Genomic DNA, 19688 nt, shown 5'->3' on the forward strand with positions numbered 1-19688 from the left:
CTACACCCGCATCGGCATCAGCACGTAGAGCGCGGTCTCGTCGGCCATGTCGTGGATCAGCGTCGGGGAACCGGCATCCGCCAGCATGAACTTCGCCTCCGTGCCGGTCAGTTGCGCGGCAACGTCGAGCAGGTATTTGGCGTTGAAGCCGATTTCGATCGGATCGGACGAATAGTCGGCCGCCAGTTCCTCGGTGGCACTGCCCGAATCCGGGTTGTTGACCGCAAGCGTGACCTGCCCTTCGGCGATCGAAAGCTTCACCGCCCGGCCGCGTTCGGACGAAATGGTCGAAACGCGATCGACGGCAGCGGCGAAACTCTGGCGATCGATAATCAGCTTCTTGTCGTTGCCGGTCGGAATGACGCGCTGGTAGTCCGGGAAAGTGCCGTCGATCAGCTTGGAGGTCAAGATAACGCTGCCGATGGTGAAACGGATCTTGGTGTCGGACAACTCGGTGGTGACTGCAACATCGGGATCGTCGACCAGCTTTTGCAGCTCGCTGACCGTCTTTCGCGGGATTATGACGCCAGGCATGCCCTCAGAGCCTGCCGGCGCATCGATCTCGGCGCGCGCCAGCCGGTGGCCGTCGGTCGCGACAGAGCGCAGCTTCAGCTTGCCGCCGGCCTCGTGCGTGTGCAGATAAATGCCGTTCAGATAATAGCGCGTCTCCTCGGTCGAGATGGCGAACTGGGTCTTTTCAATGAGGCCCTTTAGTCCGACGGAATCGAGCCGGAAAATATGCGAGAACGACCCGGCTGAAAGCTCGGGAAAGTCGGACTGCGGCAGGCATTGCAGGCGGAAGCTCGAGCGCCCCGACGTCACCGTCATGGCGTTGCCGTCTTCGTCGGTCTTCAGCGCCACCTCCGCGCCGTCGGCAAGCTTGCGCACGATGTCGTAGAGCAGATGTGCCGGGACCGTCGTCGCCCCGCCACGTTCGACCTTTGCCGGCGTTGCTTCGGTCACCTCCAGGTCGAGGTCGGTCGCCTTCATTTCAAGGCTGGCCCCCTCGGCGCTGAGCAGCACGTTCGACAGGATCGGAATGGTATTGCGCCGCTCGACCACGCGGTGAACATGGTTGAGCGACTTCAGGAGATTTGACCGTTCCAGGATAACACGCATGACGAAACAGGCTCGCTTGAATGAATGAACGGGTCTCCGGCAAGCGGCGCCCCGCGAAAGGTCTGAACAGGCTCAGAATCTGCGTAAACTGACAGGAAAAACCCGGCAAACGCAAGCCCGCGCCACCGGTTCGGACCGGCTGCACGGGCTTTCTGGGGATAAAAAGGCCGGAGTCCGCGAGCCGGCGTTTTTCGGGCCGTCAGGCCTGGTCGTTGATCAGCCTTCTCAGCAATTCGAGTTCCTGCGCCAGTGTGTTGTCGGCACCGGAAAGATCCTCGATCTTGCGCACCGCATGCAGCACGGTCGTATGGTCACGACCGCCGAACCGCCGCCCGATCTCCGGCAGCGAGCGCGGCGTCATCACCTTCGACAGATACATGGCGACCTGCCGTGGCTTGACGATGGTGCGTGTGCGCCGGTTGGACAGAAGTTCGGTCTTCGACACGTTGTAGTGGCGCGCGACGATGCGCTGGATGTCCTCGATACGCACCCGCTTGGGTTCGCCCGAACGATAGATGTGGCCAAGGATCTCGTCGATGCGGTCGATGGTGATCTGCGGTTCGAAGGATTGACGAAACAAAAGCTGGTTGAAGGCACCTTCGAGCTCGCGTCCGCTGCCGGTCACCGTGCGGGCGACGTGGTTGAGGATCTCTTCGGAAATATCGAGCGACGCATCGTCGAGCTTGGCGGTGGCAAGCCTGAGCTTGAGCATACCGATACGCATGGCGAAATCCGGGGCTGACATTTCCAGCGCGACGCCGCCGTTGAGGCGCGAGCGGACGCGTGGCTCCAGCGACTCCAATTCCGACGGCGGCCGGTCGGCAGCGACCACCACTTGCTTGGCGCTGTCGAGCAGCATGTTGATCAAATGGCAGAATTCGTGCTGGATCGACTTGCCCTGCAGGAACTGCATGTCGTCGATGATGAGGAGGTCGATGTCGCGCAGCTGTTCTTTCAGCGTCAGTGCGTTGTTGTCGCGGATCGCGGTGGCGAACCGCCACATGAAATACTCAGCCGTCAGATAGACGACCCGCGATTTCGGATTCTGCTTCAGCGATTCTGCGGCGATCGCCTGCAACAGGTGCGTTTTGCCCAGCCCGACCGTCGCGTGAAGAAAGAGCGGATTGAAACGCACCGCGCTCGACTGCGATTCCGCGACCGCCTTGGCGGCGGCAAAAGCCACTCGGTTCGATGGTCCTTCGATGAAGGAGGTGAAAGTATAGCGTGGATCGAGTGGCGAACCGAGAACATTGTGCCGGAACTCGGTTTCTGCCGGCATCCCCGGGCGGGGTACCGGGACCCGTTCGACCCTGCTGGGGCTCGCCGTGCCCGCAGAGAGCGCGGTTTGCGTCTGCCTGGTCATCTTGCGCGCCGGGGCCACTTCTGGCTCGACGTTGTTGCGGCCCTGCCGTGTGGCGGTGCGAACCACTATCTCGATCTTGAGGATCTCCGGATCCTCGTGCTTCCACAACTCGGTGATGAGATCGAGATAGTGGCCGTTGATCCATGAACGCAGGAATGCGGTTGGCACTGAGATGCGGACAATGCCCTTAGAGGATTCAGCGACCTTCATGCGCCCGAACCAGCTCGAATAGACCTCGGTTCCCAGACGCGCCTTCAACTGGGCCTTGACCCGATCGAACTTCTGTTCAGCTTCATTGGAAGCCGCCATGTCGTTCCTTCCGATTAACGTTCCAGGAAATGGGAGGTCGCCTGTAAGCTCCCTTTCGATGCCGCCGCTCTGCATGATCGAGTTCCTTGTCTCTTGTACCTGTTTTCCGCCGGGGATGCGCCTCCTGCATCCATGTTTCCGGCGACCGTGTCTTCGCTGCGACACCATCGCCGCCGCCGGCTGATGAATCGCCTCGTTGTCGGTCCGGCGCCGAAGAGCCGATCCGCTTTGGTCATGTCAGGGCAACAAAATGCCGTCCGGCGAAAAACCGCCGGCGCACCGTCGACCTGCCATGTACAATTACGCCAGTCCCCTACCGTATCGAAAAGACAAACCAACCCCGTCCGCGGAGTTGAATCCGCGGTGTAAACTCTGCCAATTTGAGCTGGCCGGTTTCAGGCTGGTCAAGGGCCAAGGGCCCGTCCCTTCGATGGACAGACATTACCGAAATCGCTGTGGATAGGGCAAGGCCACCCCTAACGGATTTTTAAGGAATCTGACTAGAAAGGGACGTTTCGAACGCCATGCTGCAACAGTTGATTTTGACAAAGCCATTGTGATTCAAACCCTTTTCCGGCGAATGTGAAAAAGGCCACACAATGCGAAATTTTCTGAAATAATTCACTTGACAGCCAATTGCCGCCTATCGGCCACAGCCGATGTGAACAAGCTGTGGATCACCATCGGTAAGCCTCTGAAAAAAAACAGTAATCTGTGACGCTCGGAAATTTTCGTATTGGCGGTTTCGAAGGCTGCGAATATCAGCGGGCATGTATATGCCGGCAAAGCATTTCGAACTTTGAAATGCACCCGGAGCGCCATTTTGCGGGCTTTCTTTTAAGTACTTGCCGGCAAACGAAAAAAAACCCGGCGCGATTGGCCGGGTTTGAAGAAGCGCAGTTCAGGAAAAGGTATATTAGGCCGACAGCACCTTGACCCGTTGGGCCAACCGCGACACCTTGCGCGATGCCGTGTTCTTGTGCACCACGCCCTTGGTCGCGGCGCGCATCAATTCCGGCTCGGCCACCTTGAAGGCAGCCTGTGCGGCCGCCTTATCGCCAGCCGCGAGCGCCTCTTCGACCTGGCGGATGTAGGTCCGGACGCGGGAGCGGCGGTTCTTGTTGATCGCTGCGCGACGGGCGATCTTGCGCGTTGCCTTTTTGGCCGAGGAGGTATTGGCCATGGTGCCTCTCTTCTGATCTGGTGGGCGCTTGCGGGATACCGCAGGGCGCAAAAAACAAACGGGCAGCCACAGGGCCGCCTCGGTTGGTGCGGCTTATAGTTCAGCTTTTCCGGCGCGTCAACGCTGCAGCGCTTTCTTTTTGACCGGCGCCTTCGTCATCTCATCGGTTCGTGAAATTCGGCTTCCGCTTGCCGCTGAAGGCCGCCATGCCTTCCTTCTGGTCATCCAGCGCAAACAGCGAATGAAACAGCCGGCGCTCGAACCGCAGACCCTCGGTGAGCGTCGTCTCATAGGCGCGGTTGACGGCCTCCTTTGCCATCATCACCGACGGCAAGGAAAAACCAGCGATCTTGGACGCTGCCTTAAGCGCTTCCTCGATCAACTCGCCGGCTGGCACCACGCGCGAGACAAGGCCGGAACGCTCGGCCTCGGCTGCGTCCATCATTCGACCCGTCAGGCACATATCCATCGCCTTCGACTTGCCGACAAAGCGGGTCAGGCGCTGCGATCCGCCCATGCCGGGCATGACGCCCAGCGTGATCTCGGGTTGGCCAAATTTGGCGGTGTCGGCGGCGATGATGAAGTCGCACATCATCGCCAGTTCGCAGCCGCCCCCCAGCGCATAGCCCGCCACCGCCGCGATGATCGGCTTTCGTGCCCGCGTAAATTCTTCCCAACCGACGAAGAAATCCTGCAGATAGGCATCCACATAGGAGATGGACTGCATTTCCTTGATATCGGCACCTGCCGCGAAAGCCTTTTCCGAACCAGTGATGACCATGGCGCCGATGTCGGCATTGGCGCCCATGCTATTCACCGACGCGACCAGTTCCGCGAGCACTTGTGAATTCAGCGCGTTGAGCGCCTGCGGCCGGTTCAGCGTAATCAGCCCGACCTTGCCGCGGGTTTCGACGATGATGGTTTCATAGCCCATGCTTTGCTCCTCCTCGCTTCTGGTTCAAGCCTGACAGGCCCGGCAGTGGAAAGTCGAACGACCGCTTTGCACGATACGCTCGATGTGGCCGCCACAACCAGGCTTGGAGCAGGCTTCCCCATCGCGATCGTAAACCGCGAAGGAATGCTGGAAGTAGCCCAGCGATCCATCGGTCTGCATATAATCGCGCAACGACGAGCCGCCGGCGGCGATCGCATCGGCGACGACCGAGCGGATTGCTTCGGCCAGGCGTTCGCTCTGCTCTTTGGCTTTCTTGCCGGCTCTCGCGAGGGTGCCCGCTTCGCGCAGCGGCGACAGGCCGGCCCGCCAAAGCGCTTCCGAGACGTAGATATTGCCTAGCCCGGCAATCAGCCTCTGGTCCAGAAGTGCCGCTTTCAGCGGTGACTTGCGACCTTTCAGCAACGAAGCGAGCAGCGCGCCGTCCAGTGCGTTGCCTGTAGGCTCGACGCCTAATCCCGCCAGCATCGGATGCATGTCGGGCTCGCCTTCCGAAAACAGCATGAACCCGAAGCGGCGCGGGTCGTTGAAGATCACGCGAGAGCGGACGCCGGCAGGGGATGCGATGTCGAAGACGACGTGATCGTGAGCAGTGTTTTTCGAACGTTCGTGGTGGAACGCGCCGGGCGTTGCGCTCTCGTCGGCCGTTTCGATGCGAAACGAACCCGACATGCCGAGATGGCAGATCAGAACCGGGCCGTTGTCCATGTGCATTGTCAGATATTTGGCACGGCGGCCGAGCGCCGCAATCGTCTTGCCGGTCAGCCGCTCCGAAAATCTCTCGGGGAACGGAAACCGCAAATCCGGCCGGCGTGCCTCGACACCGACAATGCGGGCACCTTCAAGGGCCGGCTGCAGACCGCGCCTGACTGTCTCTACCTCCGGCAGCTCAGGCATGGCCACCTATCGTGGCATGGAAGGAGGTGCCGTGACGGCCGCGCGCCAGCCCGAGATGTTCGGCCACGGTTTCGCCGATGTCGGCAAATGTTGTCCTCAGTCCGATCTCTGCGCCTTTGAAACCCGGCCGTGTCCCGATAATCGGAATACGCTCGCGCGTGTGGTCGGTGCCGCGCCACGTCGGATCGTTGCCGTGATCGGCGGTCAAAATGAGCAGATCGCCTGGCCTCAGCCGTGCGAATGCCTCGGGCAGGCGCCGGTCGAAAGCTTCGAGTGCGGCGGCATACCCCGCAACGTCGCGCCGATGCCCGAACTCGGTGTCGAAGTCGACAAAGTTCGCGAAGACGAGGTCGCCGTCGCGGGCGTCTTCCATGGCACCAAGCGTTTTGTCGAACATCGCCATGTTGCCGGCAGCCTTGCGGACTTCCGAGATCCCCCGATGGGCGAAAATGTCGCCGATCTTGCCGATCGCGATAACCCGGCTGCCGCGCGCCGTCAGCCGGTCGAGCAGCGTCGGTTCCGGCGGCGGTACGGCATAGTCGCGACGATTATGCGTTCGCTCGAACGTGGCGGCGGTTTCACCGATAAACGGCCGCGCGATGACGCGGCCGATATTCAGCGGATCGACGAGCCTGCGCACCACTTTGCAGAACTCGTAAAGCCGTTCCAGGCCGAAATGAACCTCATGCGCGGCGATCTGCAGGACGGAGTCGATCGAGGTGTAGCAGATCGGCTTGCCGGTGCGGATATGGTCTTCGCCGAACCGTTCGATAATCTCGGTGCCCGGAGCATGGCAATTGCCGAGGATGCCAGGCACCTTCCCTTCACGCACCATTGCTTCGGTCAACTCGGCCGGAAAGGCGGGAATCTTGTCTGGGAAGTAACCCCAGTCGAAACGGACCGGCAGGCCGGCTATTTCCCAATGGCCCGATGGCGTGTCCTTGCCGCTCGAAACCTCTTGGGCCGCGCCGTGAAAGGCGGCGGCAAGCCGCGCACTGCCGGCATTCTCGAACCTGAAACCCGTCGCCGTTGCCGCGGCCTGGCCGAGGCCGAGCGCGAACATGTTTGGTACAAGAAGGGGTCCGGCACGCAGGCCTTCGCGATCGGCGCGGCCTTCTGCGCAGGCCCGCGCGATGTGTGCGAACGTATTGGAGCCGGTGTCGCCATAACGTTCGGCATCGGCCGCGCCGCCGATGCCGAAGGAGTCGAGGACAAAAAGGAAGGCGCGTGCCATCGAAAGGTTCATCATTGCCTGTGTGTTGGCTCAGACATAGGGTTCCGCGCCGCCATTGGCAATTCGGAAACCCAAACAGCACGGCTTGGCGTGCTGGTCCCGGAGAGACGAATCGCGGCATGGTCGATCTGCGGATGGAAATGCGCGGCGCGGAGCTCGCATGAGGCTTGCCCTGACAGCATTCGCCGCCGTACTGGCTTTGCTGCCGGATGGGTCTTGCACAAATCTGGCGCGAGCCGATTGGCGCGATGTTATCGGAACGTTCCGTATCGGTATCGTCGCCGAACCGTTGCCGGTCCGAGGGACTATGTGCTGGCTGCAGCCATCGTGCGTCTAGTCTCGGCCCGCGGTCGCAAGCAATAGCAACAGACCGGTTAGCGGGCTTCAGGCGTCAGCAATCGCTGCACGGAATGGTCGGGCTCCTGCGCGGCCGCAGATAATAAGTTTCCGCCATCGATATCGAATTGAAGACCGAGCTCAACCCGAACCGGCTTTGGCCGTCCGCCGACCAGGTGATGATTGGCTTGTAGGCGAGATCGCTTTCGACCCGAATGAGGAACGTGCCTTTGATCTTGAGCGCGCTCGGGACCGTTGTGGTGGAATCCTTGACAGCGTCGACGCTAGAGACGCCATCGACCAGTTTGCGCGACCACACGACCAGGACTTTCGGCGTCGTCTCGTTGGTCACCTGTATCGCCGTGATAATGATCTTCGGTTTCGAGCGGTTGTAGGGCTGGAGCGTGGAACTGCCGATCGCCATGATGGCATCGACATCGGCCGCCTTGACGGTCTGCTGCTGCGTGACGAGGTCCGCTACCATGCTGCCGATGCGGCTGACCTTCTTGCTGGTCTCGATGGCTTGCGAGGCCTCCATTGTCATAAAGTACATGATCAACAGGACAGGCACGATGAGGGCAAACTCGACAGCCGCAATACCGCGGCGGTCCGAGCAAAGCCGGACTGCTCTTGTACAAATCCCTGCGATGCCCAGCTGTGCCCCCGCACGAATCATGGCTTTGCCCCTTTTCAAGCGACTACGTGGTTCAGTTGTCGAACGGCTCGTTCTGCCAAGTGATCGAAGCAAAATGCAGCGTTTTGCCGTCCTTCAGGTTGGCCATCGATTTGGCCATGAAGTCGGTCATCACCGGCCATTTGTAAAAAACACGCAGCATGTTTCTCGACTCCGCCAGGCCAGGTGCGACGGTGAAGGTCTGTGTGCTCGTGCCCTTGGTCAGCACGACGTCGCCATCCTGGATCTTGAAACCGGCCAGCGCCGCATCGGCGAAGGTCGGATATTCGCGCAAGTCCACCAGCAATCCGGGACAGGTCTTGGCGACCATGATCTCCAATTTGGTGCAGATCATATCCCGCAGCTTGGTCCCGGACACATCGGCCGGTCTTAGTTGGCCGGTACGCAGTTGGCGCGCGATGTCGTCGGTTGCGTTTGCCATCACTTCCTGTGCGGCAAAAGAAATGCAGCTCTCCAGGATGGCGAAGACAAGAAGCGCGAAAGGAATTGCAAGCATGGCGAATTCGATCGCCGTGCTTCCGCGGCGGTCGCCCAAAAACCGTCTTGGAGAACCTGCTCGTCCTGCCTTGCTCATGTCCTCTGCCCGCCGATGCCGCTTCTGTATCGGTCCCACCCTTAGTCGGAACCGATTGAAGTCCGGTTGGAATGACCGTTAAATTCAACGGGAAGGCCTTAACCCGGCGATAACCGAAGCACGTTCTCGCCAAAGACGGAGACGTCGGCTACTAATGCGCGGCGCTCATTTCGGCTTCGGAGGCCTTCTCGGCATCGCTCTTATACGAGCTTTCGCAATATGGCGCGCAGGACATGGTCTGTACTTCGGAACGCCGATAGATGCGCACCGACGACGCTGCCTGGCGCACGACGGTTATTTGCTCATCGACGATCGGGTTGCCCTCCTGGTCGAGGACGACGAGATTGGTGACGCCAAATCCCTTGCCGGTCAGTACGATCGTCGATGCATCCTGCACGGAGGCGTCGGCGATCGCCGGATTGCCGACGACAATCGTATCGGCGGCGCGCGACAATTTGATGATCTTTGCCTGGTTCATCGTCACCTCGATGCCGGCGCCGGCCCTGGCTGGAAAGGCGAAAGCCGCTGCGGCAAAAAGCACGGCAACTGGAAATGATGATCTCGGCCCGGCCATTGAGGCGCCCCCTGGCAAACTGTTCAACGGAACATGAACGAGATTGGTGAACCAACCGTTAAGCGGCTGGAGTTCAGGACCAAGCCGGAACCGGCATTGGGCCTAGCCGGCACGGCTGGAACGTCTTTGCCGAATTGCGCCTCTTGCGCCTTTTGTCAGCCCGGGGGCCTAGCGGCGGGTATTTTAGTTCTGGGTTAACCACGCAATGTCGTCGAAGCGGGAAAGGAATCGGTAAGCCTGTTTATTAAGCCGATTGAAACAGCTTCTCCTTAGATTCGCAGTATCCGATCAGCCACCAAGAGAAGTTGACGGAAGTGCTGTAACAATTGGAGTAGGAGCTCGAATGTCTAACCTCATCGCACGTTTTGTGAAGGACGAATCCGGCGCGACCGCTATCGAATACGGTCTGATCGCCGCTCTTATCGCACTCGCCATCATGGTCGGCGCCGGCCAGCTCGGCAACTCGCTGAACGCCAAGTTCACCGCCATCTCCACTAAGGTGAACGGTAGCTGACCGTAACGGGTTCGGTTGTTCTGAAATAAGGGCCGCCGCACTGGCGGCCCTTATTTAGTCCTCGCATGATTTGAAATTTAGGCCTCATCAGTCGTTAATCGAATAGGATTAGGCTGGGGCTAGATGCAATTGGGTCATAGGCGCGCCGATGCTTGAAGCCGTGATCTTCGTCGTGTTTCCGTTCTGCATGCTTTTTGCCGCGATCTCCGACATGCTTTCGATGACGATCGCCAATCGCGTGCCGGTGTTGCTTGTGGTTGTCTTCGCCTTGGTTGCGCCTTTGACCGGCATGGACTGGGCCACCTATGGCTGGCATTTCGCCGCCGCCGGCCTGGTTCTCGCGGTGACGTTCGGCCTGTTCGCGCTGGGCGGCATGGGCGGCGGCGACGCCAAGCTTCTGGCTGCCACTGCCATGTGGATGGGACTGAACATCCATCTCATCGAATACCTCGTCGCCTCGACATTCATCGGCGGACTGCTGACGCTAGCCATCCTCGCCTATCGAAAATCGCCGCTTGCCGCCGTCACAAGCCACAATCCGTTCCTGCGCCATTTCGCCGATGAGGCGACCGGCGTTCCGTACGGCATCGCGCTTGGCATTGGCGGTCTGCTCACCTATTCCGACTCGCCATTGATGGCCTGGGCACTTACCAGGCTGGCGGGCTGAATTTCGCTTTACGCGGTTGGCGCCGAGCAGGCGAGTTGGCCACGTTTTCCTTCGGGCCGGGCTTGTCGGTCCAATTTATGTAAACGTTAAATTAATCACGATCGTAAGTATAACATTAACCTTGTTTTGACGATTGCCGCTGCAAAGTCCCGCTTGGCTACGTGGTTTGCCAAGGCGAGGTTCGGACAGATGCCAGCATCCCGATTGATTATTCTGAGCGTGGCGATAGCCGCGGCCGGTGGTGCAGGCTATGTCGCGAAGAACATGGTCGTGGCTCCGCCGCCTCCGGTTGTCGATTCCGGTCCTCAGGCGCCGGCGATCGCGCTGCAGGATGTGCTTGTTCTTTCCGGCGACGTTCCGATGGGCAGTCCGCTTGAAAACAACATTTCCTGGGAGTCATGGCCGTCCGCCGGCATCAACGCAAATTTCATCACCCGCGCCGCCGAGCCTGAAGCGCTGGACAAGCTGAAGGGCGCCGTCGCTCGCGTGGCGCTCTACGCCGGCGAGCCGCTGCGGCGCTCGAAGCTGATCGGTGAAGGGCAAAGCTTCATGTCGTCGATCCTGCCCTCCGGCATGCGGGCCGTTGCCACAAGCATCTCGGCCGACACCTCGGCCGGTGGCTTTATTCTTCCCAACGATTTCGTCGACGTCATCATGACCCGCAGAGCCGATCCCGCCAATGGCGGTGGTCCGGGCTTCACGACCGAAACTATCCTGAAGAACATTCGCGTCCTGGCGATCGACCAGACCATTCAGGAGGACGAGGAAGGTAAGAAGACCAGGGTTGGCCAGACCGCCACCCTGGAACTGACGCCGCAGCAGTCCGAGATCATCACCGTCGCACAGCAGATGGCGGATCGCCTGACATTGGCGCTGCGCTCGATCAAGGACAGTCAGGACAAGAATGTGGGCGAAGCCGATTACCTGGTTTCCGGCAATGGCCGGCGCGGAACCGTGCGGTTGATCAAGTCGGGCGAAGTTTCCGAAGTGGGGGCGAGGAAATGAGGCTAAAAACCAAATTGCCGGTCACGCTGGCTGCGGCGATCGGCCTGCTTTTCCTTGGAACGAATGCATATGGCGTTCTCTGTGCCAGCGCAGCAGGCGACAACGCCAGGGTGACGGCTTCGACCGCCACCCAGCGGGTCAAGCTCGGACTGAACAAGTCGGTGGTCATCGACCTCCCGAGCGATGCCTACGACATTCTCGTCGCCAACCCCGCTGTAGCCGACGCGGTGACCCGCACCGCCAGGCGCATCTATCTGTTTGGAAAGGCGGTCGGCGAGACCAATATCTTCGTCTTTGGCCCGAATGGCGAGCAGATCGTCAGCCTTGACCTAGCGGTCGAACGTGACGTCGCCGGGCTGGAGGATTATATCAAGCGCTTCATCCCGTCATCGGAGGTCAAGGTCGAGTTGCTGAACGACAACGTCGTTCTGACCGGAACCGTGGACACTCCTCTGGACGCCAAGCGCGCGGCCGATCTGGCAACCATTTTCGTGTCCGGCGGCGAGGCGACCACGGGTCAATATTCGCAGACCGCTGCCGGCGGTTCGGCTGAAGCCGGCGTCGCGATCGATAACCCAGATGCCGAGCGCCGCGTCAGCAAGATCGTCAACCTGCTGCAGATCATCGGCGACGACCAGGTGACGCTGAAGGTAACGGTCGCGGAAGTCAGCCGCTCGGTGATGAAGCAGCTCGGCGTCAACATGGTGGGCAACGGCAGCAGCAACGGCATCAGCTGGGGCGCGGTAAGCGACAATTTCACTGGTTTGGGCAAGTCGCTGTCGAACTCGGGCCTCTCTATCGGGAGCTCGACGCTGCAGGCCTACATCAATGCCATGGAACAGTCCGGTGTCATGAAAACCCTCGCCGAACCAACATTGACGGCCGTATCCGGCGAGAAGGCGACCTTCAAGGTTGGCGGCGAATACAACATGGTGACCAGCGTTTCCCAAGCCGTATCAAACGATAACCAGACCGGTCTGAAGACGTATTCGGTCGAGAAGATCGAATACGGCATTGGCCTGGAATTCCAGCCGGTGGTGCTGTCTCCCGGCCGTATCAGCCTGAAAGTCAGAACCTCGGTTTCCGAGCCGACAACGGAGGGGTCTGTGTCTTTGTCCGAAGGCGTAACAAGCCCGGGCATGAATGCCCTGTCGCTCCGCAAGCGCTTGGCCGACACAACAGTGGAACTGCCTTCGGGCGGCTCGATGATGATTGCCGGCCTTGTCCGCGATGATCTCAGGCAAGCCGTCAACGGCTTACCTGGTCTGACAAAGATTCCAGTGCTTGGCGCGCTGTTCCGCAGCAGGGATTTCGTTCGCAACGAGACCGAGCTCGTCATCATCATTACGCCCTATCTGGTGAAGCCGGTGGCGCGCAACGATCTTGCCAAGCCGGATGACAATTTCAACGCCGCCAGCGATGGCGCCGGCATCTTCCTTGGCCGCGTCAACCGTGTCTACGGCACCATGCAGACCGACAAGCCCAACGGCCGTTACCACGGCGTTGTCGGCTTTATCTACAAGTAAGCGGGGAAGCGGTCATGTCTAAGGCAGCATCGAAGGCACGGGCGATCACCGCGACGCGGTCGGTCCATTCGCGAATCTGGCGGCCGGCCGTTCCCATTATGGCGATCGCGGTGGCGGCATTGCTGGCCGGCTGCGCCAATCGCGACAGCGTCACGGTGGGTGCCATACCGGACGATTATCGCACCACCCATCCGATCGTCATAGCCGAGAAGATACAGAAGATCGACCTTCCGGTCGGCGCCGGCGACCGTGGCATGACCAGATCCCAGCGTGACACGCTCCTGGGCTTCCTGGACGGATACGACAGGAGCGCGGCTCCGGTGCTGACGATCGAGATTCCGAGCGGCTCAGCCAACGAAATCGCAGCGGCCGTGGCCGGCCGCGATTTCGCCAGGCTGGCCATAGCCAGCGGCATCAGCCGGAAGCGGATCGCCATGCGGTCCTATCAGTCTGTTTCGGCCGAAGCGTCCGCACCGATCCGTGTTGCCTACGTCTCGGTGAAGGCTCAGACGGATAAATGCGGGCGCTGGCCCGAAGACCTGCTGCAGACTTCGGAAAACAAGCACTATGCCGATTTCGGCTGTTCGTATCAGAACAACCTGGCTGCCCAGATGGCCAATCCGTCCGATTTGATCGGGCCACGCAAGCCGACCCCGATCGACGCGGAAAATCGCGGCGCGGTGATCGACGTCTATCGTGACAGAGGTATTTCGGACGAATTCCTCGGCAATTCGGAAGTCGAATATTAACGAGTGTTGAGGCTCAACAAACCCTAAGCCGCGCAAGTCACGGAAAGTGATGACAATGAGCAATCTTGCCTATGACACAGAGGTACCGGGCGGCGAAACCTCGGAGCAGGATATTGCCGCGATGCAGGCGTTGCGGCCGATCCCGCGCATTTCGATCCAGGCATTTTGCGAGACCGAAGGCGTAGCCAATCCGGTCGAGCGCGCCGGCGAGGATCGCCGCATGGCCAAGGCCCATCTGAAGGTGCATATGGGGGGCATCCCTACCGCTATCGAATTCTATCAGTCGGCGCCGACACCGAACCTGATCCTGCTTGAATCGCGCAGCGAGCCGAAGCTATTGCTTGAACAACTCGCCCAGCTCTCCGAGCATTGTGACCCGACCTCCAAGGTGGTGGTTGTCGGCCACTACAACGATGTCGGCCTGTACCGCGAACTCATTCGTTCGGGCATTTCCGAGTATGTCATCGCGCCCGTATCGATGGCCGACATCGTCAGCGTGGTGTCTTCGATCTTCGTTGATCCGGAAGCGGAGCCGATCGGCCGCTCGATTGCCTTCATCGGCGCCAAAGGCGGCGTCGGCTCCTCGACCATAGCCCATAATGTGGCCTGGGCCATGTCGTCCCTTTTCAAATCCGAAGTGGTTGTCGCCGATCTCGACCTCGCCTTCGGAACGGCCAATATCAATTTCGACCAGGATCCGGCGCAAGGCATTGCCGAGGCAGTCTTCTCGCCGGAACGCGTCGACGAGGTCTATCTCGACCGGCTGCTCGCCCAATGCGCCGAGCACCTGTCGCTGCTTGCGGCCCCTTCGACCCTGGAGCGGGTCTACGATTTCGATCCCGACGCCTTCACCCAGCTTATCGACATAGCCCAGCGTAGCGCGCCGCTCCTCGTGCTCGATGTTCCCCACGTGTGGGCCGGCTGGACCAAGAACACGCTGGTCAAGGCCGACGAGATCGTCATCACGGCGACGCCCGAACTGGCCAATCTGCGCAACACGAAGAACCTGGTCGACATGCTGAAGCGGCTTCGTCCGAACGATCCCGCGCCAAAGCTTGTGATCAACCAGGCCGGTGTGCCGAAACGTCCTGAGATTACGCCGTCCGACTTCTCCGAATCGCTCGGCCTTTCGCCGATGTCGGTCATCCCGTTCGAGCCGCTTTTGTTCGGAAATGCTGCCAACAACGGACGTATGCTCGGTGAGATGGATGCCAAGAATCCGGTTGTCGCCACGATCAACGAGATCGCCCATGTGCTGACAGGGCGCAGCGAAATCAAGGTGAAGAAAAAGGCTGGCCTCGGCAATCTGATCGGCAAGCTTTCGCGCAACAAGAAGTGATGCCTCAGCGGTGGAATTGGTAAGCGATCATGTTTGGTAAAAGAGGCAGCGACGACGGCAACCGGACCATTCCGGAATTCCGTCAGCCAGCACCCGCACCTGCTGCGCCGGCGGCCGCAAACCCTGTGGAAGCGGCTGTAACTGCCAGGTCGGCGGCGCTGCCGCCATCCGGCGCGCCTGCCGCGCCGGCGGTTCGCCGTGCGGTCGAGCCGCCGCCATTGGCCCCGGAGCCGAAAAGTATCCAGCGCCAAAAGAGCGAAACCTACTACGACACCAAAAGCCAGGTCTTCGCCGCACTCATCGATACGATAGATCTGTCGCAGCTCGCCAAACTCGATCCCGAAAGCGCGCGCGAGGAAATCCGCGACATTGTCAACGACATCATCGCGATCAAGAATTTCGCGATGTCCATCGCCGAGCAGGAAGAGCTTCTCGAGGATATCTGCAACGACGTTTTAGGCTACGGGCCGCTGGAGCCACTGCTTGCCCGCGACGATATTGCCGACATCATGGTCAATGGCTCCAAGAACGTCTACATCGAAGTCAACGGCAAGGTCGAGCAGACCGGCATCCGTTTCCGCGACAACCAGCAGCTCCTCAACATCTGCCAGCGTATCGTCAGCCAGGTTGGCCGCCGCGTCGATGAATCAAGCCCGATCTGCGATGCGCGTCTTCCTGATGGCTCCCGTGTCAACGTCATCGCACCGCCCCTGGCTATCGACGGCACCGCACTTACCATCCGCAAGTTCAAGAAGGACAAGCTAACGCTCGACCAGCTGGTCAAGTTCGGCTCGATTTCTCCGCAAGGGGCCGAGATTCTCAAGATCATCGGGCGTGTCCGCTGCAATATTGTCATCTCGGGCGGTACCGGCTCAGGCAAGACGACGCTGCTCAATTGCCTGACCAACTATATCGACCGCGAAGAACGCGTCATCACCTGCGAGGACTCAGCTGAGCTGCAATTGCAGCAGCCGCATGTGGTGCGTCTCGAAACCCGTCCGCCCAACCTCGAAGGCGAGGGCGAAGTGACCATGCGCGACCTGGTCAAGAACTGTCTGCGCATGCGCCCCGAACGTATTATCGTCGGCGAAGTGCGCGGACCCGAAGTGTTCGACCTGCTGCAGGCGATGAACACCGGCCATGACGGCTCGATGGGAACGATCCATTCGAACAGCCCGCGCGAATGCCTCAACCGTATAGAGTCGATGATCGCCATGGGCGGCTACACGCTGCCGCAAAAAACCGTGCGCGAAATCGTCGTCGGCTCCGTCGACGTAATCATACAGGCTGCACGCCTGCGCGACGGATCGCGGCGTATCACCCACATCACCGAGGTGATCGGCATGGAAGGCGACGTCATCATCACCCAGGACATCGTTCTCTATAACATCAAGGGCGAGGACGCGAACGGCAGGCTGCTGGGCGAGCACGTGTCGACTGGCATCGGCCGTCCGCATTTCTGGGAGCGCGCCCGCTACTACGGTGAGGAGCAGCGCCTCGCGGTTGCGCTCGAGGCGATGGAGAAACGCGCTGATTGATCCGTCTGGAAGCGTGGGGGCCAGGGTCGATGTTCGGAATTGACGGCACCGTATTGGCATTCGTCGTGCTCGCCGGCTTCAGCGCCGGCGCTGTGGCCTATGCTTTCCTGTTCAACCGGATCAGCACCGAGAAGCAGGTCGGCAAGCGGCTTGAATCGATCAAGACCGCCGAGACGGATCGTTCCGTCGTCAAGGCGTCGCGCGATCGCGTGGCGGAAGCGGCCAAGCGTCGCAAGTCCGTCCAGGATTCGCTGAAGGATCTCGATCAAAAGCAAAAGTCCAATCAGAGCCTGGTCAAGAAACCACCGCTGAAGATCCAAATCCGTCAGGCCGGCATGAAGATCTCGCTTGAGCGCTTCTATGTCTACTCGGCGGTCTGCGGCGTCGTCTTGACGGCTCTTGTCTATTTCATCGGCGCACCGTTGCTGGTTTTGCCGGCTGCGCTGCTGGTCGGCGTCTTGGGTCTGCCCCGCTGGTTCGTCTCGTTTCGCCGCGCGCACCGCGTCAAGGCGTTCCTCAACGAATTTCCGAACGCGCTCGATATCATTGTGCGTGCGGTAAAATCCGGCCTGCCGCTGAACGATGCCGTGCGCCTGATCGCCAACGAATCCCCCGAGCCGGTCAAGACCGAGTTCCGCCGCATCGTCGATTCGCAGCAAATGGGTTTGTCGATCCCCGACGCGGCCATGCGCATGCCAGAAACGATGCCGTGCACCGAGGCGAGCTTCTTCGGCATCGTCATCCAGATCCAGTCTCAGGCCGGCGGCAATCTTTCCGAAGCGCTGGGCAATCTTTCGCGCGTGCTTCGCGACCGCAAGAAAATGAAAGCCAAGGTCCAGGCATTGTCCATGGAAGCCAAGGCATCCGCCGTGATCATCGGCGCGTTGCCTTTCGTCGTCGCCTTTCTCGTCTATTTGACGAGCCCGAACTACATCATGCCCCTCTTCATCACCAGCACCGGCCATCTGATCCTCGGTTGTTCCGGCATCTGGATGTCGATGGGCGTCCTGGTAATGCGCAAGATGATGAATTTCGAAGTCTAGGACTCGCGTATGACCGATCACGTCATCAGAACTCTCACCGACCCGTCCCTGCTGATCGCACTGCTGGTCGGTATCGCGGTGTTTGCGACCGTCTTCACGCTGCTGCCCGCTTTTGGCGGGAACCAGCTCAAGGCGCGCATGAAATCCGTAGCGCTGGAGCGCGATGAGCTGCGCGCCAAGCAGCGCGCGCGGCTGGCAGTCGAAGCCGACCGCCGCCGCAAGGGCCTGCGCGAAGAACAGTCGGTCGGCATGCGCAATATTGTCGATCGCCTGGATCTCAGGCGTGCGCTGGCGGATGAAGGTACCTTGCAGAAATTGAAAGTGGCGGGTTTTCGCGGGCAAAATCCGCTGACGCGCTTCCTTTTCTTCCGTCTCGTCCTGCCCTTCATCGGCTTTGCATTGGCGGCGGTGTATCTGTTCGTGCTCGGCGGATTGCCCGAGCAGCCGCTTTTCGTGAAGCTGTTCGTGTGCATCGTGGTAGCCTATGCGGGATTCTACGCGCCCGTGCTCTACGTCAACAACCGCGCTACCAAGCGCAAGCAATCGATTCAGATGGCGTGGCCGGACGCGCTCGACCTGTTGCTGATATGCGTCGAGTCCGGCATGTCGGTGGAAGCGGCGCTTCGCAAGGTCGCCGATGAGATCGGCGCGCAATCGGTGGCATTGGCGGAAGAATTCATCCTGACAAACGCCGAGCTTTCCTATCTGCAGGAGCGCAAGCAGGCCTACGAGAACCTTGCAAGCCGAACTGGCCTGGAATCCGTCAGGTCGGTGTCCCAGGCGTTGGTTCAGGCCGAGCGCTACGGCACGCCCGTGGCGCATGCGTTGCGGGTGCTTGCCAGTGAGAGCCGCGACATGCGCATGAATGCCGCCGAGAAGAAGGCGGCCGCGCTGCCGCCGAAGCTCACCGTGCCGATGATCCTGTTCTTCCTGCCGGTGCTGTTCGCCATTATTCTGGGTCCCGCCGGCATCCAGGTGAGCCAGCGCGGCATCTTTGGCGACCAGCCGAAATCCAGCAGCGAGTAGCGCCAGCGGCGTTGCCAGAAACGCTGATACGATTCAGAGCCACGCTGCCGGTGCAGCGCGGCTCTTTGCGTTAGACATGTTGCGGAATTCGCGCGCCGGTTCGGCGCTCGAAGCGGTCAGTTGGTGGCGGGCTTTGCCTTGTCCTGGTCCTTGAGCTGGCTCCAGGCATTCTGCTGCGCCAGCATCTGGCGAAGGTAAGCGACGTTAGCCTGCGCCTGATCCTGCGACAGCTCTTGCGAGGCGATCTTCTCGGCCTCGTCGAAACGGCCTTGCAGACCGACGACCAGCGCAAGGTTCTGGCGGACGCGGCTATCTGCATTCGGCTGCTGGGCGGCTGAGCGCATATAGGTTTCGGCCGTGCGCAAATCACCTTCCAGCACGTACGACATGCCGAGATTGGAAAGGATCGACGGTTCGTTTGGCCTGAGATCCAACGCCTTGCGATAGCCTTGGCGCGCCTCGTCCTTTTGGCCGAGCTGGTCGAGAATGGCAGCTTCCGCCGACACCAGTTTCCAATCAGGATATTCAGGGGTCTGCGCGCGGCGCACGGCATCGAGAGCCGGTTCGAACTGTCCGTTGGCGGCAAGCGCCTTGCCATAGGCGGCGAGCACGTCGCGGTCCTTCGGCAGGGCGATCGCCAGCTTGCGCATCACCGCAAGCGATTGGTCTGCGTCGCCGTCCATCTGCAGCGCCGCGGCATAATTTGTCGCGATCCGCTTGTCGCTGGGGTTTTTCGAATAGGACTGGCCAAGCGCCATCGTAGCGTTGTGCAGTTCGCCCGCCGACATTGTTTCCAGCGGCTTGCCGCTTGGACGAGAAATCGAGCCAGTCGTCAATTTGCTGGTTCCGCAGCCAGCGACGCCTGCGGCAAGCGCCATCATCAACGCCGTGCTGATCAGCCTATTTGCGCTGGCGTTCATCCTGCGGTTGGTCGGCATCGGCACCAGGGCTCCGTTCATGCGCGTGACCATTTGCGAGGTCATCTTTCCTCCCGCAGAAATATTCTGTTAACCCTAACGGAGAGTTAAGAAACGTCGACTCGGAAG

19 protein-coding genes and 1 pseudogene are annotated in these 19688 nt (G+C 60.3%); 10 read left to right on the plus strand and 10 right to left on the minus strand.

What is annotated here, in order from left to right; genetic code table 11:
• The 6 genes from dnaN to NKI54_RS07215 all read right to left on the minus strand — a co-directional run bounded on the left by dnaN (window position 1) and on the right by NKI54_RS07215 (window position 7057).
• Window positions 1-1119 (minus strand): DNA polymerase III subunit beta, encoded by a 1119-nt coding sequence (gene dnaN, locus NKI54_RS07190; protein WP_023676920.1) that lies wholly within the window; start codon window positions 1117-1119, stop codon window positions 1-3.
• 199 nt (window positions 1120-1318) lie between these two features.
• The gene (dnaA, locus tag NKI54_RS07195; protein ID WP_352570349.1) at window positions 1319-2791 is read right to left on the minus strand and encodes a chromosomal replication initiator protein DnaA; all 1473 of its coding nucleotides are present in this window, start codon (window positions 2789-2791) and stop codon (window positions 1319-1321) included.
• 916 nt (window positions 2792-3707) lie between these two features.
• Window positions 3708-3974 carry a 30S ribosomal protein S20 gene (gene rpsT / locus NKI54_RS07200; RefSeq protein ID WP_023676922.1) on the minus strand — a complete coding sequence of 89 codons (267 nt, stop codon included), beginning with the start codon at window positions 3972-3974 and terminating at the stop codon, window positions 3708-3710.
• Window positions 3975-4134: 160 nt separating this feature from the next.
• Window positions 4135-4908 carry an enoyl-CoA hydratase gene (locus NKI54_RS07205; protein ID WP_352448613.1) on the minus strand — a complete coding sequence of 258 codons (774 nt, stop codon included), beginning with the start codon at window positions 4906-4908 and terminating at the stop codon, window positions 4135-4137.
• A gap of 24 nt (window positions 4909-4932) precedes the next feature.
• Window positions 4933-5823 carry a bifunctional DNA-formamidopyrimidine glycosylase/DNA-(apurinic or apyrimidinic site) lyase gene (gene mutM, locus NKI54_RS07210; protein WP_352576941.1) on the minus strand — a complete coding sequence of 297 codons (891 nt, stop codon included), beginning with the start codon at window positions 5821-5823 and terminating at the stop codon, window positions 4933-4935.
• Complete coding sequence (locus tag NKI54_RS07215; protein ID WP_352691038.1) at window positions 5816-7057, minus strand: phosphopentomutase; 1242 nt, start codon at window positions 7055-7057, stop codon at window positions 5816-5818. The genes mutM and NKI54_RS07215 overlap by 8 nt, the downstream gene beginning before the upstream one ends.
• Before the next feature lie 160 nt (window positions 7058-7217).
• Here NKI54_RS07215 and NKI54_RS36475 point away from each other — a divergent pair.
• Window positions 7218-7346, plus strand: a pseudogene (locus NKI54_RS36475) (phosphate/phosphite/phosphonate ABC transporter substrate-binding protein); the annotation flags it as partial.
• 102 nt (window positions 7347-7448) lie between these two features.
• Here the strand turns inward: NKI54_RS36475 and NKI54_RS07220 are convergent.
• The 3 genes from NKI54_RS07220 to NKI54_RS07230 form a co-directional block, all read right to left on the minus strand.
• Entirely contained in the window at window positions 7449-8069 is a 621-nt protein-coding gene (locus NKI54_RS07220; RefSeq protein WP_023676926.1) for a TadE/TadG family type IV pilus assembly protein, read from the minus strand.
• 31 nt (window positions 8070-8100) lie between these two features.
• Entirely contained in the window at window positions 8101-8661 is a 561-nt protein-coding gene (locus NKI54_RS07225; protein ID WP_023676927.1) for a TadE/TadG family type IV pilus assembly protein, read from the minus strand.
• Window positions 8662-8812: 151 nt separating this feature from the next.
• The gene (locus NKI54_RS07230) at window positions 8813-9235 is read right to left on the minus strand and encodes a pilus assembly protein N-terminal domain-containing protein (RefSeq protein WP_023676928.1); all 423 of its coding nucleotides are present in this window, start codon (window positions 9233-9235) and stop codon (window positions 8813-8815) included.
• Between the two features lie 343 nt (window positions 9236-9578).
• Here NKI54_RS07230 and NKI54_RS07235 point away from each other — a divergent pair, with 343 nt between their 5' ends.
• The 9 genes from NKI54_RS07235 to NKI54_RS07275 all read left to right on the plus strand — a co-directional run bounded on the left by NKI54_RS07235 (window position 9579) and on the right by NKI54_RS07275 (window position 18642).
• Window positions 9579-9749: a Flp family type IVb pilin gene (locus NKI54_RS07235; RefSeq protein ID WP_023676929.1), complete on the plus strand. Its 171-nt coding sequence runs from the start codon at window positions 9579-9581 to the stop codon at window positions 9747-9749.
• Window positions 9750-9897: 148 nt separating this feature from the next.
• On the plus strand, window positions 9898-10416 hold the full coding sequence (locus NKI54_RS07240; RefSeq protein WP_023676930.1) for an A24 family peptidase: 519 nt from the start codon (window positions 9898-9900) through the stop codon (window positions 10414-10416).
• A gap of 189 nt (window positions 10417-10605) precedes the next feature.
• A complete protein-coding gene (cpaB, locus tag NKI54_RS07245) occupies window positions 10606-11421 on the plus strand; it encodes a Flp pilus assembly protein CpaB (RefSeq protein ID WP_023676931.1) in 816 nt (271 codons plus the stop codon).
• Entirely contained in the window at window positions 11418-12947 is a 1530-nt protein-coding gene (locus tag NKI54_RS07250; protein ID WP_023676932.1) for a type II and III secretion system protein family protein, read from the plus strand. Before cpaB ends, NKI54_RS07250 begins: the two co-directional genes overlap by 4 nt.
• Window positions 12948-12961: 14 nt before the next feature.
• Window positions 12962-13696 (plus strand): CpaD family pilus assembly protein, encoded by a 735-nt coding sequence (locus NKI54_RS07255; protein WP_023676933.1) that lies wholly within the window; start codon window positions 12962-12964, stop codon window positions 13694-13696.
• Between the two features lie 55 nt (window positions 13697-13751).
• Window positions 13752-15035, plus strand: coding sequence for a CpaE/TadZ family protein (locus tag NKI54_RS07260; protein WP_352455131.1), 1284 nt, complete (start codon window positions 13752-13754; stop codon window positions 15033-15035).
• Between the two features lie 29 nt (window positions 15036-15064).
• Complete coding sequence (locus NKI54_RS07265) at window positions 15065-16573, plus strand: TadA family conjugal transfer-associated ATPase (protein WP_352455132.1); 1509 nt, start codon at window positions 15065-15067, stop codon at window positions 16571-16573.
• Window positions 16574-16602: 29 nt separating this feature from the next.
• Window positions 16603-17616 (plus strand): type II secretion system F family protein, encoded by a 1014-nt coding sequence (locus tag NKI54_RS07270; RefSeq protein ID WP_023676935.1) that lies wholly within the window; start codon window positions 16603-16605, stop codon window positions 17614-17616.
• A 9-nt stretch (window positions 17617-17625) separates the two neighbouring features.
• Window positions 17626-18642: a type II secretion system F family protein gene (locus NKI54_RS07275; protein WP_352635744.1), complete on the plus strand. Its 1017-nt coding sequence runs from the start codon at window positions 17626-17628 to the stop codon at window positions 18640-18642.
• Between the two features lie 116 nt (window positions 18643-18758).
• On the opposite strand, the gene NKI54_RS07280 is transcribed toward NKI54_RS07275, so the two are convergent.
• Entirely contained in the window at window positions 18759-19580 is an 822-nt protein-coding gene (locus NKI54_RS07280; protein ID WP_023676937.1) for a tetratricopeptide repeat protein, read from the minus strand.
• Between the last annotated feature and the right edge of the window lie 108 nt (window positions 19581-19688).

It is taken from the genome of Mesorhizobium sp. M0663, assembly GCF_040320585.1.
In the GTDB taxonomy this organism is placed as follows: domain Bacteria; phylum Pseudomonadota; class Alphaproteobacteria; order Rhizobiales; family Rhizobiaceae; genus Mesorhizobium.